Origin of the sequence: Devosia litorisediminis (genome assembly GCF_018334155.1) — a bacterium.
GTDB classification, from domain to species: Bacteria; Pseudomonadota; Alphaproteobacteria; order Rhizobiales; family Devosiaceae; genus Devosia; species Devosia litorisediminis.
Genome location: NZ_JAGXTP010000001.1, coordinates 1,085,834 through 1,109,451 on the forward strand (window position 1 = coordinate 1,085,834; position 23,618 = coordinate 1,109,451).

General features: G+C 58.7%; 20 protein-coding genes and 1 tRNA gene. 17 read left to right on the plus strand and 4 right to left on the minus strand.

The window, feature by feature from the left end; translation table 11 throughout:
• The first annotated feature begins 107 nt into the window (after positions 1-107).
• Positions 108-1,283 carry a sensor domain-containing diguanylate cyclase gene (locus KD146_RS18330; RefSeq protein WP_212657664.1) on the plus strand — a complete coding sequence of 392 codons (1,176 nt, stop codon included), beginning with the start codon at positions 108-110 and terminating at the stop codon, positions 1,281-1,283.
• 23 nt (positions 1,284-1,306) lie between these two features.
• On the opposite strand, the gene KD146_RS05205 is transcribed toward KD146_RS18330, so the two are convergent.
• Positions 1,307-1,462 (minus strand): hypothetical protein, encoded by a 156-nt coding sequence (locus tag KD146_RS05205; protein WP_212657665.1) that lies wholly within the window; start codon positions 1,460-1,462, stop codon positions 1,307-1,309.
• Positions 1,463-1,601: 139 nt separating this feature from the next.
• Here KD146_RS05205 and KD146_RS05210 point away from each other — a divergent pair, with 139 nt between their 5' ends.
• Positions 1,602-2,741: a calcium:cation antiporter gene (locus KD146_RS05210; protein ID WP_212657666.1), complete on the plus strand. Its 1,140-nt coding sequence runs from the start codon at positions 1,602-1,604 to the stop codon at positions 2,739-2,741.
• A 221-nt stretch (positions 2,742-2,962) separates the two neighbouring features.
• Positions 2,963-4,051 (plus strand): transporter substrate-binding domain-containing protein, encoded by a 1,089-nt coding sequence (locus tag KD146_RS05215; protein WP_249327585.1) that lies wholly within the window; start codon positions 2,963-2,965, stop codon positions 4,049-4,051.
• A 72-nt stretch (positions 4,052-4,123) separates the two neighbouring features.
• Here the strand turns inward: KD146_RS05215 and KD146_RS05220 are convergent, their stop codons facing one another.
• Positions 4,124-4,711, minus strand: a complete 588-nt coding sequence (locus KD146_RS05220; protein ID WP_212657667.1) for a HupE/UreJ family protein — start codon at positions 4,709-4,711, stop codon at positions 4,124-4,126.
• Positions 4,712-4,910: 199 nt separating this feature from the next.
• Between KD146_RS05220 and KD146_RS05225 the strand changes: the two genes are divergently transcribed.
• On the plus strand, positions 4,911-5,303 hold the full coding sequence (locus KD146_RS05225) for an MAPEG family protein (protein ID WP_212657668.1): 393 nt from the start codon (positions 4,911-4,913) through the stop codon (positions 5,301-5,303).
• Between the two features lie 56 nt (positions 5,304-5,359).
• A tRNA-Trp gene (locus KD146_RS05230) sits at positions 5,360-5,435 on the plus strand.
• Positions 5,436-5,586: 151 nt separating this feature from the next.
• On the opposite strand, the gene KD146_RS05235 is transcribed toward KD146_RS05230, so the two are convergent.
• Complete coding sequence (locus KD146_RS05235; protein ID WP_212657669.1) at positions 5,587-5,868, minus strand: hypothetical protein; 282 nt, start codon at positions 5,866-5,868, stop codon at positions 5,587-5,589.
• A gap of 277 nt (positions 5,869-6,145) precedes the next feature.
• Here KD146_RS05235 and secE point away from each other — a divergent pair, with 277 nt between their 5' ends.
• The 8 genes from secE to rpoC all read left to right on the plus strand — a co-directional run bounded on the left by secE (position 6,146) and on the right by rpoC (position 18,232).
• Positions 6,146-6,340 carry a preprotein translocase subunit SecE gene (secE, locus tag KD146_RS05240; RefSeq protein WP_212657670.1) on the plus strand — a complete coding sequence of 65 codons (195 nt, stop codon included), beginning with the start codon at positions 6,146-6,148 and terminating at the stop codon, positions 6,338-6,340.
• 41 nt (positions 6,341-6,381) lie between these two features.
• On the plus strand, positions 6,382-6,912 hold the full coding sequence (gene nusG, locus KD146_RS05245) for a transcription termination/antitermination protein NusG (protein WP_212657671.1): 531 nt from the start codon (positions 6,382-6,384) through the stop codon (positions 6,910-6,912).
• A 169-nt stretch (positions 6,913-7,081) separates the two neighbouring features.
• On the plus strand, positions 7,082-7,510 hold the full coding sequence (gene rplK, locus KD146_RS05250) for a 50S ribosomal protein L11 (protein WP_212657672.1): 429 nt from the start codon (positions 7,082-7,084) through the stop codon (positions 7,508-7,510).
• A gap of 3 nt (positions 7,511-7,513) precedes the next feature.
• On the plus strand, positions 7,514-8,200 hold the full coding sequence (gene rplA, locus KD146_RS05255; RefSeq protein ID WP_212657673.1) for a 50S ribosomal protein L1: 687 nt from the start codon (positions 7,514-7,516) through the stop codon (positions 8,198-8,200).
• Between the two features lie 308 nt (positions 8,201-8,508).
• Positions 8,509-9,030, plus strand: a complete 522-nt coding sequence (gene rplJ / locus KD146_RS05260; RefSeq protein WP_212657674.1) for a 50S ribosomal protein L10 — start codon at positions 8,509-8,511, stop codon at positions 9,028-9,030.
• A 66-nt stretch (positions 9,031-9,096) separates the two neighbouring features.
• Positions 9,097-9,474 carry a 50S ribosomal protein L7/L12 gene (rplL, locus tag KD146_RS05265; protein ID WP_212657675.1) on the plus strand — a complete coding sequence of 126 codons (378 nt, stop codon included), beginning with the start codon at positions 9,097-9,099 and terminating at the stop codon, positions 9,472-9,474.
• Between the two features lie 352 nt (positions 9,475-9,826).
• Entirely contained in the window at positions 9,827-13,969 is a 4,143-nt protein-coding gene (rpoB, locus tag KD146_RS05270) for a DNA-directed RNA polymerase subunit beta (RefSeq protein WP_212657676.1), read from the plus strand.
• A 78-nt stretch (positions 13,970-14,047) separates the two neighbouring features.
• Positions 14,048-18,232, plus strand: coding sequence for a DNA-directed RNA polymerase subunit beta' (gene rpoC / locus KD146_RS05275; RefSeq protein WP_212657677.1), 4,185 nt, complete (start codon positions 14,048-14,050; stop codon positions 18,230-18,232).
• A gap of 194 nt (positions 18,233-18,426) precedes the next feature.
• On the opposite strand, the gene KD146_RS05280 is transcribed toward rpoC, so the two are convergent.
• A complete protein-coding gene (locus KD146_RS05280) occupies positions 18,427-18,891 on the minus strand; it encodes a YbjN domain-containing protein (RefSeq protein WP_212657678.1) in 465 nt (154 codons plus the stop codon).
• 488 nt (positions 18,892-19,379) lie between these two features.
• Here KD146_RS05280 and rpsL point away from each other — a divergent pair, with 488 nt between their 5' ends.
• Genes rpsL through tuf form a run of 4 tightly spaced genes read left to right on the plus strand, consistent with a single transcriptional unit; the run spans position 19,380 to position 23,580 of the window.
• Positions 19,380-19,751, plus strand: a complete 372-nt coding sequence (gene rpsL, locus KD146_RS05285; protein WP_212657679.1) for a 30S ribosomal protein S12 — start codon at positions 19,380-19,382, stop codon at positions 19,749-19,751.
• A gap of 12 nt (positions 19,752-19,763) precedes the next feature.
• Entirely contained in the window at positions 19,764-20,234 is a 471-nt protein-coding gene (gene rpsG / locus KD146_RS05290; protein ID WP_212657680.1) for a 30S ribosomal protein S7, read from the plus strand.
• 12 nt (positions 20,235-20,246) lie between these two features.
• Positions 20,247-22,337 carry an elongation factor G gene (fusA, locus tag KD146_RS05295; RefSeq protein WP_212657681.1) on the plus strand — a complete coding sequence of 697 codons (2,091 nt, stop codon included), beginning with the start codon at positions 20,247-20,249 and terminating at the stop codon, positions 22,335-22,337.
• Positions 22,338-22,389: 52 nt separating this feature from the next.
• On the plus strand, positions 22,390-23,580 hold the full coding sequence (tuf, locus tag KD146_RS05300) for an elongation factor Tu (protein ID WP_212657682.1): 1,191 nt from the start codon (positions 22,390-22,392) through the stop codon (positions 23,578-23,580).
• The last annotated feature ends 38 nt before the right edge of the window (positions 23,581-23,618 follow it).

Below are 23,618 nucleotides of genomic sequence, written 5' to 3' on the forward strand. Positions count from 1 at the left end.
CGTGCACGCCGCTACGTTAATGCAACGACACCAACCGTCGATGATTTGCAGTCGCGACTAAAGCCGCCGTAAACAACTGTCGTGATATCGAGCCGATCAGTGCAATAATGAACGTGCGACCAATGCTGCGTCAAACCGAACAGATCGATGTCTACAAGGCCCTGGTATCAGCGCTTGCTGATAACCTGCTGCCAACGGTGGCAATTGGGGCGGCCTTTCTTGGCGTTGGACTTTACGCATTTAGCGAGACTGGCGCGGTTGCGGCACTGGGTATCACGATCCTTGGAGTCGTGGCCTCAGTCCTCAAGGCTGTATTGATCCTGTTTCATCTTCGCGCCCTTGCCCAGGGGGCGCCGACGCTCGCGGTCATCAAACGGTTCGAGGCCGCGCACGCGGTTACGACATGGTGCATGGCGGGGCTTATCGGTGCCCTGTGCGCGTTCTTGTTTTCGTTGCCCACGCTGTCCCTGCATCTGGTGGCAACCGCCTTGCTGTTTGGGTATTGCGCGGGCCTGGCGACCCGCATTTCAGTCCGCCCAAAGATCGCAATGGGCGCGGTCATCCTCGCCGCAGGCGTGGCAATTGTCGCAGCGATGGTCTTCACCCAGGATGCCCGGTTCCTGATCGGCGCCGTATTCGTGCTGTTTCTCGTCAGCGCCGTGGAGACTATTGCCTATCTGCATCGAAATGCCTGCGGCCTGATCACCATGCGCCTGCAGATGGCGCAACTGGCACGGCTTGATCCATTGACATCACTATCCAACCGTCTGGGCTTGCAGGAGGCCGTCGAAGAGTTGCCGCGTGACGCGTCTGGCTCGATTGCGGTGCACACCTTCGACCTGGATGGCTTCAAGGCGGTCAATGATCAGTTCGGCCATGCCGCCGGGGACCGGCTGCTGCAGGCCCTCTCGGAACGGCTCCGCCGGCTTGTGGGTGAGAACGATATCGTCGCCCGCGTCGGCGGCGATGAGTTCGTGGTCTTGCAGCCAGATCTGGACGGGCAGTCCGACCCGGAACGCCTGGCACAGCGTATCCATCGTGACCTGACCGAGCCCTATGAACTGGGCACCGACCAGCCAATCAGCGTGGGGCTCAGCCTTGGCTACAGCATTGCCCCCGTTCGCACAGCGTCACTGGACGCGCTGCTGCACGAGGCCGACGCGGCAAGCTACAAGGTCAAGAGAAATGGCGGCGGTTTTCGTCCCCATAACGCTCCACCGTCCGGCCCCGGATCAGCGCGCAAGAACAGCGCGGCGAGGGCCGCCGCCAGCCTCGCGAGCTAGGCTTGGCCCGTTAGGGGGGCTACTCACCCCGCGAAAAAGCCGCCGATAAAATAGGGCCAGAGGATCAGGCCGAGCACGCCCTGCCAGAAGCCAAGCTTGAGAAAGCCGATAGTGAAGAGCCAGCCGGCGAACCAGAAGGCGCCGAGCGAGCTGTGCTGGGTGATATGGATGCGGTTCATGGAACGATCTCCCTCTTGGTAACCCAATAGTGGTCCCTTTGCGCCAGACTGTCTTGATCAGGATCAAGCCAGTGGACGCTGGGCAAGCGACAGCAGTGACTTGATCGCGATATTTCAGATGAGGGCCGGGGGCAGAGCCATGGATGCGAGCGATAGCGCGACGATAGCAGTACCGGGACCAAGCGGGCCGTGGCGGCGCATCAAGCGGGAGTGGTTTCTCGCCATTGCGGTGCTGACCTGCGCCATCTTTGTACTGTCTGGCGACGTAATTTTTGCAAGCCTGGGCAATTACCTGACACTGGGACTGGTGTTCGTCTGGTTGTTTGCCGTGGTGATCGGCTCAGCCCTGGGCGTCGTGCGCCACGCCGAAGCCATTTCGCGGCGTCTGGGCGAGCCCTATGGCACGCTGGTGCTGACCCTGTCGATTACCGCCATTGAGGTGATGAGCATTACCGCGGTGATGCTGCATGGCGAGAACAATCCGACGCTGTTGCGCGACACGATGTTTTCCGTGGTGATGATCCTGATGGGCGGCACGATCGGGCTATCGCTGCTGCTGGGGGCGCTGCGCCATCGCGAGCAATCGATTAATCTGCAGGGCGCCAATGCCTATCTCGGCGTGATCGTGCCACTGGCCGTGCTGAGCATGGTGCTGCCCGACTTTACCAGCACGACGGACGGTCCGACCCTTTCTTTGGTGCAACAGATCATGCTGGGCACGATAGCGGGTGGGCTCTATTTCACCTTCCTGTTGATCCAGACCGGGCGTCATCGCAGCTATTTCACCCAGCCCGATGCTGTCGAAAGGGCCGAGGAACAGGCCTCTGGCGCGCTCCCGCTGCATTTCGGACTCCTGCTGGCCTATATCGTACCGGTCGTGCTGCTGGTGGAACAACTGGCCCGCCCGATCGACTACGTCATCGAGACGCTGGGGGCGCCACATATGGTGGGTGGTGTGATGGTGGCCATACTGGTGGCCACGCCCGAAGGGATTGGTGGCATCAAGGCCGCGCTGCGCAACGAATTGCAAACGTCGGTCAATGTGTTCTTGGGTGGTGTGTTGGCCACGATCGGGCTGACGGTGCCGATTATGCTGGTGCTGGCCCACATGCTGGGGCTCGACCTGATCCTGGGCCTGCAGTCGAGCAATCTGGTGCTGCTGATGCTGATGCTGGCGGTCAGCGTGATCACGTTTTCCAGTGGGCGCACCAATCTGCTGCAGGGTGCGGTGCACCTGCTGCTGTTCGGGGCCTTCCTGATCCTGCTGTTTGAGGGCTGAGCCCCGAGGTTTTTGGATTCTGGTTAGTTTTGCGCAACCAAACTGTTGTCCAATGCGCCACAACCCGCCTTAGACACAGCGCCCAGGCACGCATGGCCGAGCCATGGCCGGGGCGCCCAGCGAAAGTGCCTGAATTGATCGACAAGCTCCGTTCCGTCATCGCCTCTCATCGGGGTATGCAATTGGTAACTGCTTCGCTACCAGACAGGCGCGCGATAGCCTTGCTGTTTGGGGTTATCTGCAATCTGGTTCTGGCCGGGGCGGCAACGGCCCAGAGCGCGACGCCCCCGACACCGAGTGCAGCGCAACCGGTAACCGTTGGGTATCACGTCAGTCCGCCCTTTGTGATGCGCGACGGCGATGGGGCGCTGGGCGGAATGGCTATCGAGCTTTGGGAGGAGATCGCCCGGGGGCTCGGCTACAACTCCGACTATGTCGAATACCCCACCATTGGCGCCTTGTTGGCGGCGACCGAGGCGGGCGAAATCGACATTGCCACAAGCAATATCTCGATCACCGAGGATCGTGCCGCCGTGGTGGATTTTACCCAGCCCTGGTTTGACGGTGGGCTGCGGGTGATGATCGACGAGAGCGGCACCACTACGGCGGGCGATATCTGGAGCGGGCTGAGCAATGCTGGTTACCTCAAGGCCTATGGCTGGATTGTCCTGCTCATCGTTGCGGCCACGCTGGGGCTAACCCTGTTCGACCGGCGCTTTGACAAGGATTTCCCCAAGCGCTGGCGCGAGGGCGTGGCCGAGAGTTTTTATGCCGTCATGCTGCTGGTGACCAAGGGGACCTTGCCCGGACGCACCCGCCTGTTCGGCTGGCTGGGGCGCATCTTCTCAGCCCTCTGGCTGATCATCGGCATCGCCGCCTTTGCCTATGTCACCTCATCGGTGACCAGCGTGATGACCAGCCTGGCCATCGAAGGCACCATTAACGGCCCCGATGATCTTGAGGGGCATACCATTGGCGTGCTGGAGGGCAGTGTGGGCGAGCGCGCCATGCTGGCGGACTATGTCGATATTCGCCGCTTTGAGGGGATTGAAGCGGCTGTGCAGGCGCTGCGTGACAATCGGGTAGATGCGGTGGTGCACGATGCGCCCGTGCTGGAATACTACAAGCTGCAGCACCCTGATCTGAGCCTGGATGTGGTGGGACGAATTTTCCAGCCCGACAAATACGGCTTCTCGCTGCCCTATGCCGACAATTCGCTGATCATTCCCGTGACCGTCAATCTACTCGGCCTCAAGGAAGACGGCTTCCTCGATACGCTGGAAAACGCCTATTTCGGCGACGAGCGCTAAGCGCACAGGTTTGTCTGGTTTGCGGCGCTGGCTCCACGGGATCGTGGCCAGCGCCGTTTGCCTGTTCGGTCGTCAGATCCAGCCGGCCAGCACGCCAGCGCCCATCAGCGCACCAGTTGCGGCTGCGGCGCGCACCAGATTGGCGCCGTGACGGCCTGTCAGGCGGCGCAGGGTCTGCGTTGCCGCAACGCCGGTGGTGCAGATCATGGCCGTGGCCGCAGTAAAGCCCAATGCATAATTCAGCGCGTCGCCACCCGCGGGCATTTCAGCGCCATGGGCATGGCCGTGGAACAGCGCGAAGCTGCCGACCAACGCCATGGCACCAGCCAGGGGCAGGGGGCGCTTGAGGGCCGCAGCCAGACCGATCACCACGCTGGAGAGCGCAATGGCCAGTTCCACATAGGGCAGGCCGATCTGCGCCACACCCAGGGCAAAGCCGGCAATCATCATCGCCAGAAAGCTCAACGGCACCAGAAACAGTGCGCGACCGCCTAGCACCGCCGCGAAAATGCCCACGACCAGCATGGTCAGCACATGGTCCAGGCCGGCCAGCGGATGGCTAAGGCCAGCCAGCAGGGTCATTGTGGTGCCATGACCGGTATGAGCGAAAGCGAGGGTGGGGGAGGTGACCAGCAAGATCAGAGCGAGCAGAAGGCGCATCGGTTTCCTTCCGGGACCGGTTGGTCCCTGAGTGAACATGTCGGCAGCCGCCGCGGATTCCCAAAACTCGCCTGATCTTTATTGGCTGGCTGGCGGGATTTGTAAATGCCGGTCTGGTGCGATTGGCGGTGAACTGATCGGTTGTACTCAACGTTAGCAGTCTGCTAGCCCGTTCAGGCAACCTACCAAGGCTTTTCGTATGCTCGGCATCATCCTTCTCGTTCTGCTTCTGCTGCTCGTGCAGGTGCTTATGCCCGCCTATTACCTTACCCGGCAGGTGGGCCCCGAAAAGCAGATGGGGACGCGCGACGCGTTGCCCGAGCCGACCCAGCCGCTGGCGCGGTCGCGGCGAGCGCTGTCCAACCTGCAGGAAACACTGCCGATTTTCCTGGTTCTGGCGGTGCTGTGCATTGTTCTGGGCGAACAGGGCTGGCTGGCTCTGACCGGCGCGAGCGTCTATCTGCTCGGCCGGGTGGGCCATGTGGTGAGCTATATGGCCGGCTTATCCCCGTGGCGCTCGGTGTGCTTTACACTGGCGCTGGTCGGCACGGTGATGATGGCCCTGCCACTTTTGCCCCATATCTGGATGTAAGGCACGGAAGGGTCTTGCGAAGTCACCGCTTTGCCATTAGACACAGCCTCGCCTGAAGGGGTTTAGCTCAGTTGGTAGAGCATCGGTCTCCAAAACCGAGGGTCGTGGGTTCGAGTCCCCCAGCCCCTGCCAGGCACAATCAGTTCTACCGCTGATTTTCCGGTCGCCCTGGCCGCCGGACCTCCCACCCGAACCTTGTGACTATACCTGCAACGGCTTTCTGCGCCGTGGCCCATGGGATGGTTGGTAGAATTTTGTGCTTGCTGGCAACACTTTGGCCGCGTTACTCGGCAGCGTTGCGGACCTTGTCGGTGTGTCGGGCCTTGAGCCGGTTGAGCTGATGGGCGGCATGCGCCAATAACGCTGTGCGTACCTGCTCGGATGCGACATGGCCGACATCGGCCTTGACCTTGAGGTCAAGTGGATAGCGGCTCACATTGCCCATGAAGTGCTCTTCGATCTGCACGCGCACGATGCCGGTAACCCGGCCTTCAATGGCGGGGTGGGGCCCGAAATAGCGCAGTTCACACGCGGTGATCTCGAAAGACGCCGCAGTATCTGTCATCACACGCCTCCCGCTCGAAAATTAATTCCACTGCGGGTCATTAAAATCCCACACAGTCCGCGAATCAAGAACGAATCGATGTGACATGCGTGTGTCGTTAACTGGCGTGGTTAGTCGTGGCGCCTGGGTCCGCGCAGATTTTGCAGGGGGCTGCCAGATTCTTGGAGCACCCTGTTGCTTTTGACAGGGAGTTTCTCTAGATACCCACATTCCAGCCGTGCGGGATTCCTGCGCGGCCTTTGGTTTTGCACCAAAACACCAAAGAGTAGATTCGCCTATGGCCCGTACGAACCCAATCACGTTCCTGCAGCAAGTGCGGCAGGAAGTTTCCAAGGTCACCTGGCCGGGGCGAAGCGAAGTCCTGATCTCCACGATCATGGTCATCGTGCTGGTGATTGCGGCGAGCCTGTTTTTTCTGGCAGCCGATCAGGTCATTTCATGGCTGGTCGGGCTGATGCTTTCGATCCGCTAGTCGGATCACGGACACATAACTACTAGGAGCGGCGACGCTTTATGGCCATGCGCTGGTATATCGTTCAAGCTTACTCGAATTTCGAGCGCAAGGTGGCGGAAGATATCCGTCAGAAGGTTGCGCAGAAGAAGCTCGAGCATCTGTTTGAAGACGTGATCGTGCCGACCGAAAAGGTCGTCGAGATCCGCCGTGGCCGCAAGGTCGACGCTGAACGCAAGTTCTTCCCGGGCTACGTGCTGGTGAAGATGGATATGACCGACGAGGCCTTCCATCTGATCAAGAACACGCCAAAGGTCACCGGTTTCCTCGGTTCGGACAACAAGCCGATGCCGATCTCGGAGAAGGAAGCCCAGGGCATTCTGCAGCAAGTGCAGGAAGGTGTTGAGCATCCCAAGCCATCGGTGTCGTTCGAAGTGGGCGAGAATGTCCGTGTGTCCGATGGTCCATTCGCCAGCTTTAATGGTGTGGTCGAAGAAGTCGATGAAGAGCGCGCCCGCCTCAAGGTGGAAGTGTCGATCTTTGGTCGGCCGACCCCGGTCGAGCTGGAATACGGTCAGGTCGAAAAGGTCTGACCCGCTGCTGCCTTCGGGCAGCATCAGGAATTCCGGCGTGAGCCGGATACGCCGGGGCAACCCGGTGAAATCTGTGGAAGAGGGCGGTGGCTGCCAGGCTGCCGGGTAAACCTCGGACCACAGCGTCAAACGGTCCGCGTGACAGCGGGCGAACATAGATAGGACGATTATGGCAAAGAAAATCGTTGGCTACGTAAAGCTGCAGGTGCCCGCGGGCTCCGCGACACCATCCCCGCCAATCGGCCCAGCACTGGGTCAGCGCGGTCTGAACATCATGGAATTCTGCAAGGCGTTCAACGCTGCCACGCAGGAAATGGAAAAGGGTTCGCCCATTCCAGTCGTGATCACCGCCTATGCCGACAAGAGCTTCACCTACACGATGAAGCAGCCGCCGGTATCCTTCTTCATCAAGAAGGCCGTGAACCTGAAGTCGGGCAGCAAGCTGCCAGGCAAGGAATCGGCCGGTACGATCACCGTGGCTCAGCTGCGCACGATCGCTGAAAAGAAGATGGCTGATCTCAATGCCGACGATATCGACGCTGCTGTATCGATGATCGCTGGCTCTGCCCGTTCCATGGGCATTCAGGTCGAGGGTTGATAGATGGCTGGCAAGAATTTCAAGAAGGCCCTTGAGGGCATCGACCGCAACAAGCTGTACAAGCTTGATGAGGCCGTGAAGATGGTCAAGTCGCGCTCGACTGCAAAGTTCGACGAGACGATCGAAATCGCGATCAACCTGGGTGTTGACCCCCGTCACGCTGACCAGATGGTCCGCGGTGTCGTCAGCCTGCCAAACGGCACTGGCAAGACCGTGCGCGTTGCCGTGTTCGCCAAGGATGCCAAGGCTGATGAAGCCAAGGCCGCCGGTGCAGACATCGTTGGTGCAGAAGACCTGATGGAAGCCATTCAGGGCGGCAAGATCGATTTCGATCGTTGCATTGCTACCCCTGACATGATGCCGCTGGTCGGTCGTCTGGGCAAGATCCTGGGCCCACGCAACCTGATGCCAAACCCCAAGGTCGGCACGGTTACGCCTGACGTTGCTGGTGCCGTCAAGGCTGCCAAGGGCGGCGCTGTTGAGTTCCGCGTCGAAAAGGCCGGTATCCTGCACGCTGGCGTTGGCAAGGTTTCGTTCTCCGAAGAAGCTCTGCTGCAGAACATCAAGGCGTTCACCGACGCCGTGATCAAGTCCAAGCCAGCTGGCTCCAAGGGCACTTACGTCAAGCGCGTTGCCGTGTCCTCGACCATGGGCCCTGGCGTGCATGTCGAGCCCGCTTCGGCGATGTAATTCGAATTCCGGGCGGTTTCGACCGCCCGGATTTGCTACTCTCTGAGTGGCAAAAGTCCTGTCCGAGACTGCCGGTGCCAGCCAATTTGGGTTGGCTTAATTTCGCAAGATGCCAGCATAGATGGGGTGAAGACCGAAATTTCTGTCCGCAAGGGCAGGGTGTCGGTTCGAACCAGGCCAGTTGCCCTGCCGGGCAGCACGGTTGACAGGCATGTAACCGTTGCTCCTCTCCTCCTTTATGGAGATCGGAGGGCAGCAATTGGCAATGGCCCGGCTGACTTTCGCCGGGCTCAATGTGGAGACTAGTTGTGGAAAGAGCGGAAAAGCGTGAGCTTGTCGCATCGCTTCAGTCAGCCCTCTCGGGTGCTGGATCGATCGTACTTGCGCAGAATACCGGTCTGACTGTGGCCAATCTGGAGACGCTTCGCCGCGAGGTGAAGGGTGCCGGTGGCTTTGTCAAGATCGCTAAAAACCGTCTTGCCAAGCTTGCTCTTAAAGAAACCGACAATGCGGACATGTCGGGCCTTCTCGTAGGCCCGATCGTCATCGCTTATGCGGCCGACCCCATGACTGCGCCCAAGATTGCGGCAAAGTTTGCTGAAAAGAACGCGAAATACGTCGTTCTTGGTGGCGCCATGGGGCAGACCGCTCTTGATGCTGAAAACGTCAAGGCGCTGTCGACCATGCCGTCGCTCGACGAACTGCGCGCCACGCTGGCCGGGATGCTCAAGCAGCCCGCTACGCGTATCGCTTCTGTCGTCGTGGCACCGGCTGGCGGCATTGCCCGCGTTTTGGCCGCGCATGCGGAAAAGAGCAACGAAGCAGCGTAACCCCATCGGTCCTTTCAAAGGGCCACTTTGGTTTGAACTGAACACGTAAAAAGAGAGATTTATCAAATGGCTGATCTCGCCAAGATTGTAGACGACCTGTCTGCCCTGACCGTTCTGGAAGCTTCCGAACTGTCGAAGATGCTCGAAGAGAAGTGGGGCGTTTCCGCTGCCGCTCCTGTGGCTGTTGCTGCTGCTGGTGGCGCTGCTGCCGGTGGTGCTGCTGCTGAAGAAAAGACTGAATTTGACGTGATCCTCGCCTCGTTCGGCGACAACAAGATCAACGTCATTAAGGAAGTCCGTGCGATCACCGGTCTGGGCCTGGGCGAAGCCAAGGCACTGGTCGAAGGCGCTCCGAAGGCTGTCAAGGAAGGTGCCTCCAAGGCCGAAGCCGAAGACATCCAGAAGAAGCTGGAAGCTGCTGGCGCCAAGGTCGAACTCAAGTAGTTCCGACTTTCGCCTTGAAATTTGCGAGATGGCGCGTTAAGTGCCATCTCGCTACGTCGTCTCTTAGAGATGATTCGCCGGGCCGATTGGATGGGCACCAGGCGCCAATTTGCGGAATATATGACGAATTTGATGTCTGAGGTGCGCTAACGTTCTTTAGACCTCGTGGCTGCTGGCCCGGGGTTTTTGGCGTTTTTTGCACTGAATGCAGTTCCTGTGGCTCGGAGCAGCGCAATGACATCACCAGGCCTGACGACAAATTAACAGGGCAAATATCCTGATACCCGCCGGCTGATTGTCGGGTCTTTGGATATCTGCCTCCGAGACAATCGCTATAGAAACAGGAGCTTTCATGGCTACCACGTTCAACGGCCGCCGCAAGGTACGCAAGTCCTTCGGGTCCATTCGCGAAGTCACGGAGATGCCCAATCTGATCGAGGTCCAGAAGGCCTCTTATGATCAGTTTCTGCTCGTCGACGAACCCAAAGAGGGTCGTCCAGACGAGGGGCTTCAGTCCGTGTTCCGTTCGGTCTTCCCGATCACCGACTTTTCCAACACTGCATCGCTTGAATTCGTCAAATACGAGTTCGAGCAGCCCAAGTATGACATTGACGAGTGCCGTGCGCGCGACATCACGTTCGCTGCCCCACTCAAGGTGACGCTTCGCCTAATCGTGTTTGAAGTCGATGAAGAAACCGGCGCCCGTTCTGTCAAGGACATCAAGGAGCAGGACGTCTATATGGGCGACATGCCCTTCATGACGTCGAACGGTACCTTTATCGTCAACGGCACCGAGCGTGTGATTGTTTCGCAGATGCACCGTTCACCTGGTGTGTTCTTCGATCACGACAAGGGCAAGACCCATTCGTCAGGCAAGCTGCTGTTTGCTGGCCGTATCATTCCGTACCGCGGTAGCTGGCTCGATATCGAGTTTGACGCCAAGGACGTGGTGTTTGCGCGTATCGACCGTCGCCGCAAGATCCCGGTAACGAGCCTGCTCAAGGCTCTGGGCATGGATACAGAAGAAATTCTGTCGACCTACTACAACACCCTCACCTTCGAAAAGACCGCAAGCGGCTGGCAGAAGCCATACGATGCGGAGAAGATGAAGAACGCCAAGCCAAACGCTGACCTGATCGACGCCAAGACCGGCGACGTGGTTCACGAAGCTGGCAAGAAGCTCTCGGCCCGTCAGGCCAAGAAGCTGGCCGAAAACGGCCTGACACACCTGTTGGCGGTCGATGAAGACCTCTATGGCATGTATGTCGCCGAAGACCTGATCAACATGCAGACTGGTGAAGTCTACATGGAAGCAGGCGACGAGATCGACGAGAAGAACCTCGAGCAGCTGGGCGAACTGGGCTTTGACGAGCTGCCGATCCTGGACATCGATCACGTTTCGATCGGCGCCTATATCCGCAACACGCTGGCCGTGGACAAGAACGAGACGCGTGAAGACGCGCTGTTCGACATCTACCGCGTGATGCGTCCAGGTGAGCCACCAACCGTGGACACTGCCGAAGCCATGTTCCAGTCGCTGTTCTTTGACAGCGAGCGCTATGACCTGTCCGCTGTGGGTCGCGTCAAGATGAACATGCGCCTTGAGCTCGATGCGCCCGACACCATGCGCACCCTGCGCAAGGAAGACATTGTTGAAGTCGTCCGTACGCTGGTCGACCTGCGCGATGGTCGCGGCGAAATCGACGACATCGACAACCTCGGCAACCGTCGTGTGCGTTCGGTCGGCGAGCTGATGGAAAACTCCTATCGCCTTGGTCTGCTCCGCATGGAGCGTGCCATCAAGGAGCGCATGAGCTCGGTCGAAATCGACACGGTCATGCCGCAGGATCTGATCAACGCCAAGCCGGCTGCCGCCGCGGTGCGTGAGTTCTTTGGTTCGAGCCAGCTCAGCCAGTTCATGGATCAGACCAATCCGCTTTCGGAAATCACCCACAAGCGTCGCCTGTCGGCGCTTGGGCCTGGTGGTCTGACCCGCGAGCGTGCCGGCTTTGAAGTTCGTGACGTGCATCCGACCCATTACGGCCGTATCTGTCCGATTGAGACCCCTGAAGGTCCAAATATTGGTCTGATCAACTCGCTGTCGACCTTTGCGCGCGTCAACAAGTACGGTTTCATCGAGACCCCGTACCGCAAGATCGTGGACGGCAAGCTGACCGACGACGTGGTCTATCTCTCCGCCATGGAAGAGGCCAAGCACTACGTCGCGCAGGCCAATGTGACCTTCAACGACAAGCTTGAGCTCGAGCATGATCTGGTTGTGGCTCGCCACGCTGGTGACAACGGCCTGACGCCCAAGGAAAACGTCGATCTGATGGACGTTTCGCCCAAGCAGATGGTTTCGGTTGCTGCTTCGCTGATCCCGTTCCTTGAGAACGACGACGCCAACCGCGCTCTGATGGGCTCGAACATGCAGCGTCAGGCTGTGCCGCTGCTGCGCGCTCATGCGCCGTTCGTCGGTACCGGCATGGAAGCAGTTGTGGCCCGTGACTCCGGCGCCGCCATTGTGTCCAAGCGCAAGGGTATCGTTGACCAGGTTGACGCGACCCGTATCGTTATTCGTGCGACCGAAGAGACTGATGCGTCCAAGTCGGGCGTGGACATCTACAACCTGATGAAGTTCCAGCGTTCGAACCAGTCGACCTGCATCAACCAGCGTCCGCTGGTTGTGGTGGGCGATCACGTCAACGCCGGCGACATCATCGCCGACGGTCCATCCACCGAGCTGGGCGATCTGGCTCTGGGTCGTAACGTGCTCGTCGCGTTCATGCCCTGGAATGGCTACAACTTCGAAGATTCCATTCTGCTGAGCGAGAAGATCGCGATGCAGGACGTCTTCACCTCGATCCATATCGAGGAATATGAAGTGATGGCTCGCGACACCAAGCTGGGTCCTGAGGAAATCACGCGCGACATTCCAAACGTGTCGGAAGAAGCGCTGAAGAACCTGGACGAAGCCGGTATCGTGCATATCGGTGCCGAAGTGGCTCCTGGTGACATTCTGGTCGGCAAGATCACCCCCAAGGGTGAATCGCCAATGACGCCGGAAGAAAAGCTTCTGCGCGCCATCTTTGGCGAGAAGGCCTCTGACGTTCGTGACACCTCCCTGCGCGTGCCGCCGGGCGATGCTGGTACTGTTGTTGAAGTGCGCGTGTTCAATCGCCACGGCATCGACAAGGACGAGCGCGCCATGGCTATCGAGCGCGAGGAAATCGAGCGTCTTGCCAAGGACCGTGATGACGAACAGTCGATCCTGGACCGCAACGTGTATGCGCGTCTCAAGGAAATGCTGTTTGGCAAGGCTGCGACGGCAGGCCCTAAGGGCTATGTTGTTGGCACCAAGCTCAATGACCAGATGTTCGAAGCGCAGCCACGGTCGAAGTGGTGGCAGTTCGCGGTCGATGACGACAAGGTCATGACCGAGATGGAAGCCCTTCATGCGCAGTATGAAGAGAGCCGTCGTCTGCTCGAGCAGCGTTTCATCGACAAGGTGGACAAGCTGCAGCGCGGTGACGAGCTGCCTCCTGGCGTGATGAAGATGGTCAAGGTGTTCATCGCGACCAAGCGCAAGATCCAGCCAGGCGACAAGATGGCCGGTCGTCACGGTAACAAGGGTGTGGTTTCCCGCATCGTTCCCGTTGAAGACATGCCGTACCTCGAAGACGGTACCTCGGTCGACATCGTGCTGAATCCGCTGGGCGTGCCATCGCGCATGAATGTGGGCCAGATCCTCGAGACGCATCTGGGCTGGGCTTGTGCCGGCATGGGTCGCAAGATCGATGAGATGGTTCGCGCCTATCAGCGAAATGGCGATCTCAAGCCACTCCGCCTGGAAATCCAGGACCTGTTTGCCGGTGATGAGTCCATCACCGACCTCGATGACGACGGCATAGTTCGTCTCGGCGAGCACCTCTCAAAGGGTGTTTCGATCGCGACGCCAGTGTTCGACGGCGCCAAGGAAGCAGACATTGTGGTCATGCTCGAACGGGCAGGGCTGAAGGCTTCGGGTCAGTCGACAGTGTTCGATGGTCGTAGCGGCGAGCAGTTCGACCGTCAGGTGACGGTTGGGTATATCTACATGCTCAAGCTCGACCACCTTGTGGACAACAAGATCCACGCGCGTTCGATCGGTCCGTACTCGCTGGTTACCCAGCAGCCGCTGGGCGGCAAGGCCCAGTTTGGCGGTCAACGCTTCGGCGAGATGGAAGTGTGGGCTCTGGAAGCCTACGGCGCGGCGTATACGCTGCAGGAAATGCTTACCATCAAGTCTGACGACGTTGCGGGTCGTACCAAGGTCTACGAAGCCATTGTGCGTGGCGACGATACGTTCGAAGCGGGTATCCCCGAGAGCTTCAACGTTCTGGTCAAGGAAATCCGTTCACTCGGTCTCAATGTCGAACTCGACATGCGTGAGATCGAAGACGGTTCCGAACAGGCCGAAGCGGAGCTCGCACCTCCTCAGGAAGCGGCGGAATAATCCGGCACTTCCTACCCCCATTCACTTCCGGAAAGGACCGGGCCATCGCCCGGTCCTGACGGAAAGAGGAGAGAATTGATGAATCATCATTCCCACGTCATGGACCCGTTTAATCCGGCTGTTCCGGTGCAGACCTTCGATCAGATGAAGATCTCCATCGCGTCGCCAGAAAAGATCCTGTCCTGGTCGTACGGCGAGATCAAAAAGCCGGAAACCATCAACTATCGTACGTTCAAGCCTGAACGCGATGGCCTGTTCTGTGCGCGTATCTTTGGCCCTGTGAAGGACTATGAGTGCCTGTGCGGCAAGTACAAGCGCATGAAGTTCAAGGGCGTCATCTGCGAAAAGTGCGGTGTTGAAGTCACCCTGAGCCGCGTTCGTCGCGAGCGCATGGGTCACATCGAGCTGGCCGCGCCAGTAGCGCACATCTGGTTCCTGAAGTCCCTGCCGTCCCGTATCGCGCTGCTGCTCGATATGACGCTCAAGGACATCGAGCGCATCCTGTACTTCGAAAACTACGTCGTTCTTGATCCCGGTCTGACGCCGTTTACCCAGCATGAGCTGCTGAACGAAGAGCAGTTCCTGGACGCTCAGGACGAGTATGGTGCCGACAGCTTCACTGCCAAGATCGGTGCCGAAGCCATTCGCGACATCCTGCTGGCCCTCGATCTGGAAAAGATCGCGGCTAACCTGCGCGTTGAGATCGCCGAGTCGACCACCGAGCTGAAGCCAAAGAAGCTGGCCAAGCGTCTCAAGATCGTCGAGCAGTTCATCGTGTCGGGCAACAAGCCCGAATGGATGATCATGACCGTCATTCCGGTCATTCCGCCCGAGCTGCGCCCGCTGGTGCCGCTGGATGGTGGCCGCTTTGCCACGTCCGATCTGAACGACCTCTATCGTCGCGTGATCAACCGCAACAACCGCCTGAAGCGCCTGATCGAGCTGCGTGCGCCTGACATCATCATCCGCAACGAAAAGCGTATGCTGCAGGAAGCCGTTGACGCCCTGTTCGACAATGGTCGTCGCGGTCGTACCATCACCGGTGCCAACAAGCGTCCGCTGAAGTCGCTGTCCGACATGCTCAAGGGCAAGCAGGGCCGCTTCCGCCAGAATCTGCTCGGCAAGCGCGTCGACTATTCGGGTCGTTCGGTTATTACCGTGGGTCCGAACCTCAAGCTGCACCAGTGCGGTCTGCCCAAGAAGATGGCGCTCGAGCTGTTCAAGCCCTTTATCTACTCGCGTCTTGAAGCCAAGGGCTTCAGCTCGACGGTGAAGCAGGCCAAGAAGCTGGTCGAGAAGGAAAAGCCGGAAGTCTGGGATATCCTGGATGAGGTGATCCGCGAGCATCCCGTTCTGCTCAACCGCGCGCCAACCCTGCATCGTCTTGGCATTCAGGCTTTCGAGCCCATGCTGATCGAAGGCAAGGCCATCCGTCTGCATCCGCTCGTCTGCTCGGCTTTCAACGCCGACTTTGACGGTGACCAGATGGCTGTGCACGTTCCGCTGTCGCTCGAAGCACAGCTGGAAGCGCGCGTGCTGATGATGTCGACCAACAACATCCTGCACCCTGCCAATGGCCAGCCGATCATCGTGCCGAGCCAGGACATCGTGCTGGGCCTGTACTACCTCTCGTTGATGAACGAGAAGGAGCCAGGCGAGGGCATGGCGTTTGGTTCGTTCGCTGAACTCGAGCATGCCATCGACACCAAGGTCGTGACACTGCACACCAAGATCAAGGGTCGCGTTGCCTCCTTTGATGCTGACGGCAATGAGACCACTGAGATCGTAGAAACGACCCCGGGCCGTATGCTGATTGGGCAGATCCTGCCCAAGAGCGCCAAGGTGCCGTTCTCGACAGCCAACCAGCTGATGACCAAGAAGATGATCTCCAAGATGATCGACACGGTTTACCGTGGCTGTGGTCAGAAAGAGACCGTGATCTTCTGTGACCGCGTCATGCAGCTGGGCTTCAAGAACGCTTGTGACGCCGGCATTTCGTTCGGCAAGGACGACATGGTTATCCCAGCGTCCAAGTACACGATCGTGGAAGCCGCGCGTAAGCAGGTCGAAGAGTTCGAGCAGCAGTACAATGACGGCCTGATCACTCAGGGCGAAAAGTACAACAAGGTCGTGGACGCCTGGGCCAAGTGTGGCGACAAGGTTGCCGAAGAAATGATGGACGCGATCCGCACCGTGCAGATCGACGAGGAGACCGGTCGTCAGAAGCCGATCAACTCGGTCTATATGATGAGCCATTCCGGTGCCCGTGGTTCGCCAGCGCAGATGAAGCAGCTGGCTGGCATGCGCGGCCTGATGGCCCGTCCTGACGGCTCGATCATTGAGACCCCGATCACGGCTAACTTTAAGGAAGGCCTGAACGTTCTCGAGTACTTCAACTCCACCCACGGTGCCCGTAAGGGTCTGGCGGATACGGCTTTGAAGACGGCGAACTCGGGTTACCTGACCCGTCGTCTGGTTGACGTGGCGCAGGACGCGATCATCGTGTCCACCGATTGCGGCACCGAACGTGGTCTGACCATGGAACCAATCGTTGATGCCGGCCAGATCGTGGCCTCCATCGGCCAGCGTGTTCTGGGGCGTACCGCTGCTGACGATATCTTCCATCCGCTGACCGGCGATCTGATCGCTCCAAAGGGTCACCTGCTGGACGAGAAGGATGTTGATGTCATCGAGGACGCCCGGATCCAGTCGATCCGTATCCGTTCGCCGCTGACATGCGACATGCGTCAGGGCACCTGCGCGGCCTGCTATGGTCGTGACCTTGCTCGCGGTACACCCGTGAACATGGGTGAAGCTGTGGGCGTTATCGCTGCGCAGTCGATCGGTGAACCCGGCACTCAGCTGACCATGCGTACGTTCCATATTGGTGGTACGGCGCAGGTGGTTGACTCCTCGTTCCTTGAATCAGGTGCCGAAGGCACGATCACGATCCGCAATCCGAACGTGGTCAAGGTCGAAGACAACAAGCTGGTCGTCATGGCCCGTAACGTGTCGCTCGTCATTCTGGACGCCGACGGCAAGGAACGCGCAAGCCACAAGGTGGCTTACGGTGCCAAGCTGCTGGTCAAGGAAGGTGATGCGGTTCGTCGCGGTCAGCGTCTGGCCGAATGGGACCCCTACACCCGTCCAATCCTGGCCGAAGTCGAAGGCGAGGTTGTATTCGAAGATCTGGTCGACGGTACCTCGGTTGCGGAAAACACCGATGAAGCGACCGGCTTTACCAAGCGCGTTGTCATCGATTGGCGCACCAATCCGCGCGGTGAAGGCCTCAAGCCGGCTCTGGCCATTGCACGTGATGGTGCAGTGCTGAAGGTGGATCGTGGTGGCGAAGCCCGTTACCTGCTCTCGGTTGATGCGGTTATCGCCGCTGAGCCGGGCGAGAAGGTATCGCCGGGTGACGTGCTGGCGCGTATTCCGCTGGAAAGCGCCAAGACCAAGGACATCACGGGCGGTCTGCCGCGCGTGGCGGAACTGTTCGAAGCCCGTCGTCCAAAGGATCACGCCATCATCGCCGAGATCGATGGTACCATCCGCTTTGGTCGCGACTACAAGAACAAGCGTCGCGTCGTCATCGAGCCACATGAAGAAGGTGCTGATCCGGTCGAGTATCTGATCCCCAAGGGCAAGCCATTCCATCTGCAGGAAGGTGATGCCATTGAAAAGGGTGAGTACATCCTCGACGGCAACCCTGCGCCACATGACATTCTGGCCATCAAGGGCGTGGAGGAGCTTGCTCGCTACCTCGTCAATGAAATCCAGGAAGTTTATCGCCTGCAGGGCGTGCTGATCAACGACAAGCACATCGAGGTGATCGTTCGCCAGATGCTGCAGAAGGTCGAGATCGTGGATCCCGGTGAGTCCGGTCTGCTCAAGGACGAGCAGCTCGACAAGCTGGACTTTGACGAGCTCAACGACGCTCTGGTCGCCGATGGCAAGAAGCCTGCAACGGCTAACCCCGTGCTGCTTGGCATCACCAAGGCATCGCTGCAGACCCGTTCGTTCGTATCGGCCGCGTCTTTCCAGGAAACCACACGCGTCCTCACCGAGGCTGCGGTTTCCGGCAAGGCCGATCTGCTCGAAGGTCTCAAGGAAAACGTGATCGTTGGTCGCCTGATCCCAGCCGGTACCGGCGCGGGTATCTCCTCGGCCAAGCTCATCGCCACCAAGCGCGATGATTTGATCCTGGATGAGCGCCGCCGTCAGGCCAGCACACCCAAGATCGCAGCGCCTGCCGCCGAGTAGGACTGAGACAGACAAGTTTGAGGGAAGGGGGCCGCAAGGCTCCCTTTCTTTTTGTCTTGGTGGTGGCTGGTTTGATATGCGCCTGGCTATAGGAGGCCGGCGCGATAGATGGACAGCGAATGCCGCATGTTTTGGGCAATATCCGACTTGCCTTCGGTGCTGGCGAGCAGGCACCCCTGACGTCGGGATTTTGGCTAGTTGTAGCCGATATGGGTAGCGAACTGGGCAATGACCTGGCGCCAGATATCGAACTGCGCGTCGAGCACCTTGGCATCGACGCCATTGGCCAGATCGAGGTCCATTTCGATCGAGGCATCCTGATCCTGATCGAGATAGGCGCGGCTGAAGCGCTTGGTGAAGTTCCATGCATTGATGGTCTCGAGGCTGGGCTTGATGTCCAGAAATCCGAGATAGAAGTTCAGATCCTGACACTGGGTGTGATCGGTGCAGTTCAGGAAATAGACCTGATAGGTGATCCCCTCGATCTTGCCGGTAATCTGCGGGTCCCCGTTACCCTGCGCCACGAGTTCGGCGGCGCCATAACCTCGCGCGATATTGAGGATCGCGTCGGTGTCGTTCGCCTGAATGGTCTTGGCCTGGGGCGCGCCGGCGAGTGCCAAAGCGATAAGTGAACCGGCCACCAGGGTCTTGAACTTCATGAGTATCTCCTTGATGCGATGCTGCCAGGCAGGCCGAGCGCAATGGGTGCTTAAGTCGTGGCGAGTCTATACAAGCATCAGGTCAGGGCAAACCAAACCCAACGATAACTGGGCAGGGCGAGTACCGCCCGGTACGGTTTGCCCCTTGCAGCATAAGGGTTCTTTGGCAAGCCGGTGCATAGCTCCAACCCGGATAATTCACGAAAGAATCCTTGACGCAAAGGCGAGTCGGTTCTAAACAGCGCCTACCTAAGCGGTCGGTCGTGAATGTCACACCGGGTTCCTGCCATCTTGTGCGGGCATCCAGGACACTCAAACACACTGTCGGGTAACTAGACGAAGCAAATCCTTGTGCGCATGACTGCCCGCTTTTTGGGGGTGGTCCGCTGCAATTAAGGCGCCGCCGGGCCCGGTTAGGGGTCGGATGAGCGCCGTTTTGGTTTGCTTAGGCTAGACCGCAATGAATTTTGGACGATGGAAAGAGCGAAATGCCCACCATTAATCAGCTGATCCGCAAGCCACGCGCCAGCAAGCCAAAGCGGAACAAGGTTCCGGCGATGGAAGCAAATCCGCAGAAGCGCGGCGTTTGTTCTCGTGTTTATACGACGACCCCAAAGAAGCCGAACTCGGCTCTCCGCAAGGTTGCTAAAGTGCGTCTGACGAACTCGCGCGAAGTGATTTCGTACATTCCGGGCGAAGGCCACAACCTGCAGGAGCACTCCGTGGTCCTGATCCGTGGTGGCCGCGTACGCGACCTTCCCGGTGTTCGCTATCACGTGCTCCGCGGCGTCCTCGACACGCAGAGCGTCAAGGACCGCCGCCAGCGCCGGTCCAAGTATGGCGCGAAGCGTCCGAAGTAAGGAGAGAGAGCTATGTCCCGTCGTCACCGCGCTGAGAAGCGTGACGTTATTCCCGACGCAAAGTTCGGCGATCTCGTCCTTACCAAGTTCATGAACTCGCTCATGAAGGACGGCAAGAAGTCGGCTGCCGAAAGCATCGTTTACGGTGCATTCGACATTGTCGAAGCCAAGGTCAAGCAGGACCCCATCGAGGTGTTCCACACTGCCCTTGAAAACATTCGTCCTTCGGTTGAAGTGCGTTCGCGTCGCGTTGGCGGTGCTACGTACCAGGTTCCGGTCGAAGTGCGTGCTGATCGTCAGCAGGCACTGGCCATCCGTTGGCTGATCGATTCTGCCCGCAAGCGCGGCGAGAACACCATGCGTGAGCGCCTCTCGGGCGAACTCATGGATGCTCTCAATGGCCGTGGTCAGGCCGTCAAGAAGCGCGAAGACACGCACCGTATGGCTGACGCCAACCGTGCATTCTCGCACTACCGCTGGTAGTAGGAGCGCCCCATGGCACGCGAATACCCAATTAAGCTTTATCGTAACTTCGGCATCATGGCTCACATCGATGCTGGCAAGACGACCACGACAGAACGCATTCTGTACTATACCGGCAAGTCCCATAAGATCGGCGAAGTCCATGACGGCGCTGCTACCATGGACTGGATGGAGCAGGAGCAGGAACGCGGCATCACGATCACTTCGGCTGCCACGACCACTTTCTGGAAGTCGCGCGAAGGCACGATGCACCGGTTCAACATCATCGACACTCCCGGCCACGTTGACTTCACCATTGAAGTTGAACGTTCGCTGCGCGTGCTCGACGGTGCCGTTGCTCTGCTCGACGCCAATGCCGGTGTTGAGCCGCAGACGGAAACTGTTTGGCGTCAGGCTGACAAGTACCACGTTCCACGTCTCATCTTCGTCAACAAGATGGACAAGATCGGCGCCGATTTCTATCGCTGCGTCGAGATGATCGGTACGCGTCTTGGTGCCAAGGCCGTTCCTGTCCAGCTGCCAATCGGCGCTGAGAACGAATTCAAGGGCGTTGTCGATCTGATCGAAATGAACGCTCTGGTCTGGCGCAATGAAGAGCTGGGTGCTCAGTGGGACATCGTTGAGATCCCTGACGACCTCAAGGAAGCTGCTGCGAAGTATCGCGAGCAGATGATTGAGGCCGCTGTCGAGCTCGACGACGACGCCATGGAAGCCTATCTCAATGGCGAGGTGCCGAACAACGACACCATCCGTCGTCTGCTTCGTCGCGGCGTGATCGATACCAAGTTCTTCCTGATCTATGCCGGTTCGGCATTCAAGAATAAGGGCGTTCAGCCTCTGCTGGACGGCGTTATCGACTTCCTGCCATCGCCACATGACGTTCCGGCTATCCAGGGCATCGACGCCCGTACGGAAGAGCCAATCGAGCGTCACGCTGACGATAGCGAGCCACTGTCGATGCTGGCCTTCAAGATCGCCAACGACCCGCACATGGGTTCGCTGACCTTCTGCCGCATCTACTCGGGTCACGTCGAGCAGGGCGCAATGCTGGAAAACACGGTCAAGGAAAAGCGCGAACGCGTTGGCCGCATGTTCCAGATGCACTCGAACAGCCGTGAACAGATCACCGAAGCTTTCGCTGGCGACATTGTTGCTATCGTTGGCCTGAAGGACACCACCACGGGTGACACGCTTTGTGCGCAGAATGCCCAGGTTATCCTTGAGCGCATGATCTTCCCAGAGCCCGTGATCGACATCTCGGTGGAACCAAAGTCCAAGGCCGACCAGGAAAAGATGGGTCTCGCGCTCAATCGTCTGGCTGCTGAAGATCCAAGCTTCCGCGTCAAGACCGATGAAGAATCCGGCCAGACCATTATTTCTGGCATGGGCGAGCTTCATCTGGACATTCTCGTTGACCGTATGCGTCGCGAGTTCAAGGTCGAGGCCAATATCGGTCAGCCACAGGTGGCTTATCGTGAAACCATTACCCGCGCTGCCGATGTGGATTATACCCACAAGAAGCAGTCCGGTGGTTCGGGCCAGTTTGCTCGCGTCAAGCTCTCGATTGAGCCAGGCGAAGTCGGCAAGGGTCTGGAGTTTGTGAATGCCGTCGTTGGCGGTTCGGTGCCCAAGGAGTATATCCCGGGCGTTGAAAAGGGCGTGAAGTCCGTTATGGCTTCAGGCCCGCTGATCGGCTTCCCGATCGTTGATATCAAGGTGACGCTGACTGAAGGCGCCTACCATGATGTTGACTCCTCGGTGCTGGCCTTTGAAATTGCTGGTCGTGCTGGCTTCAACGAAGCCATCCGTAAGGCATCTCCAAAGATCCTCGAGCCGATCATGAAGGTTGAAGTTACGACGCCAGAAGATTACATGGGCGACGTTATCGGCGATCTTAATTCGCGGCGTGGGCAGATCCAGGGCACTGAAGGCCGTGGTGTCCTCCAAGTTGTGGATGCCTTCGTTCCGCTCGCGAACATGTTCGGTTATGTGAACTCGCTGCGCTCGATGAGCCAGGGTCGTGCACAGTACTCGATGACGTTCGATCACTACGAGCAGGTGCCGCAGGCAGTCGCCGACGAAGTCCAGGCCAAATACGCCTAACCAATAACTCAACTCAAGGTTGGCCTATTGGCTAACGAATACGGAGAATACGATGGGCAAGGAAAAGTTTTCCCGCAATAAGCCTCACTGTAACATCGGCACCATTGGTCACGTTGACCATGGCAAGACCTCTTTGACCGCAGCGATCACCAAGATCCTGGCGGAAACCGGTGGCGCTACGTTCAAGAACTATGCGGACATCGATGCTGCGCCTGAAGAAAAGGCCCGCGGCATCACCATCAACACGGCTCACGTTGAGTATGAGACGACAAACCGTCACTACGCACACGTCGATTGCCCAGGCCATGCTGACTATGTGAAGAACATGATCACCGGTGCTGCTCAGATGGATGGCGCGATCCTGGTCGTGTCGGCTGCCGACGGCCCAATGCCCCAGACTCGTGAGCACATCCTGCTCGCTCGTCAGGTTGGCGTTCCTGCGCTGGTCGTGTTCCTGAACAAGTGCGACATGGTCGACGATCCGGAACTGCTCGAGCTCGTTGAGCTGGAAGTGCGTGAACTACTGTCCTCGTACGAGTTCCCCGGCGACGATATTCCAATCATCAAGGGTTCGGCTCTTGCTGCTCTGGAAGATTCCGACAAGAAGCTCGGTCACGACGCAGTTCTCGAACTGATGGCCGCTGTTGACTCGTACATCCCACAGCCAGAGCGTCCTGTTGATCAGCCGTTCCTGCTGCCGATCGAAGACGTGTTCTCGATCTCGGGTCGTGGTACTGTGGTTACCGGTCGCGTTGAGCGCGGTATCGTCAAGGTTGGCGAAGAAGTCGAAATCGTCGGCATCAAGGCTACCCAGAAGACCACCGTTACCGGTGTTGAAATGTTCCGCAAGCTGCTCGACTCGGGCCAGGCTGGCGACAACGTTGGCGCACTGATCCGTGGTATCGACCGTACTCAGGTTGAGCGCGGCCAGGTTCTCTGCAAGCCCGGTTCTGTGAACCCACACACCGACTTCGTTGCTGAGGCTTATATCCTCACCAAGGAAGAAGGCGGTCGTCACACTCCGTTCTTCGGCAACTACCGTCCCCAGTTCTACTTCCGTACCACGGACGTGACGGGCATCGTTACCCTGCCAGAAGGCACGGAAATGGTTATGCCAGGTGACAACATCAACATGAACGTTCAGCTGATCGTTCCGATCGCCATGGAAGAGAAGCTTCGCTTCGCTATTCGTGAAGGTGGCCGCACTGTCGGCGCCGGCGTGGTCGCGAAGATCCTGAAGTAAGCCTCATTGAGACATTCGCGGCGCGCGGATAAACGCGC

What these genes read in the sequence shown, in the direction of transcription:
- KD146_RS18330 (WP_212657664.1), top strand. Translation starts at nt 108, where the DNA reads ATGAACGTGCGACCAATGCTGCGTCAAACCGAACAGATCGATGTCTAC.
- KD146_RS05205 (WP_212657665.1), bottom strand. Translation starts at nt 1,462, where the DNA reads ATGAACCGCATCCATATCACCCAGCACAGCTCGCTCGGCGCCTTCTGG.
- KD146_RS05210 (WP_212657666.1), top strand. Translation starts at nt 1,602, where the DNA reads ATGGATGCGAGCGATAGCGCGACGATAGCAGTACCGGGACCAAGCGGG.
- KD146_RS05220 (WP_212657667.1), bottom strand. Translation starts at nt 4,711, where the DNA reads ATGCGCCTTCTGCTCGCTCTGATCTTGCTGGTCACCTCCCCCACCCTC.
- KD146_RS05225 (WP_212657668.1), top strand. Translation starts at nt 4,911, where the DNA reads ATGCTCGGCATCATCCTTCTCGTTCTGCTTCTGCTGCTCGTGCAGGTG.
- KD146_RS05235 (WP_212657669.1), bottom strand. Translation starts at nt 5,868, where the DNA reads ATGACAGATACTGCGGCGTCTTTCGAGATCACCGCGTGTGAACTGCGC.
- secE (WP_212657670.1), top strand. Translation starts at nt 6,146, where the DNA reads ATGGCCCGTACGAACCCAATCACGTTCCTGCAGCAAGTGCGGCAGGAA.
- nusG (WP_212657671.1), top strand. Translation starts at nt 6,382, where the DNA reads ATGGCCATGCGCTGGTATATCGTTCAAGCTTACTCGAATTTCGAGCGC.
- rplK (WP_212657672.1), top strand. Translation starts at nt 7,082, where the DNA reads ATGGCAAAGAAAATCGTTGGCTACGTAAAGCTGCAGGTGCCCGCGGGC.
- rplA (WP_212657673.1), top strand. Translation starts at nt 7,514, where the DNA reads ATGGCTGGCAAGAATTTCAAGAAGGCCCTTGAGGGCATCGACCGCAAC.
- rplL (WP_212657675.1), top strand. Translation starts at nt 9,097, where the DNA reads ATGGCTGATCTCGCCAAGATTGTAGACGACCTGTCTGCCCTGACCGTT.
- rpoB (WP_212657676.1), top strand. Translation starts at nt 9,827, where the DNA reads ATGGCTACCACGTTCAACGGCCGCCGCAAGGTACGCAAGTCCTTCGGG.
- rpoC (WP_212657677.1), top strand. Translation starts at nt 14,048, where the DNA reads ATGAATCATCATTCCCACGTCATGGACCCGTTTAATCCGGCTGTTCCG.
- KD146_RS05280 (WP_212657678.1), bottom strand. Translation starts at nt 18,891, where the DNA reads ATGAAGTTCAAGACCCTGGTGGCCGGTTCACTTATCGCTTTGGCACTC.
- rpsL (WP_212657679.1), top strand. Translation starts at nt 19,380, where the DNA reads ATGCCCACCATTAATCAGCTGATCCGCAAGCCACGCGCCAGCAAGCCA.
- rpsG (WP_212657680.1), top strand. Translation starts at nt 19,764, where the DNA reads ATGTCCCGTCGTCACCGCGCTGAGAAGCGTGACGTTATTCCCGACGCA.
- fusA (WP_212657681.1), top strand. Translation starts at nt 20,247, where the DNA reads ATGGCACGCGAATACCCAATTAAGCTTTATCGTAACTTCGGCATCATG.
- tuf (WP_212657682.1), top strand. Translation starts at nt 22,390, where the DNA reads ATGGGCAAGGAAAAGTTTTCCCGCAATAAGCCTCACTGTAACATCGGC.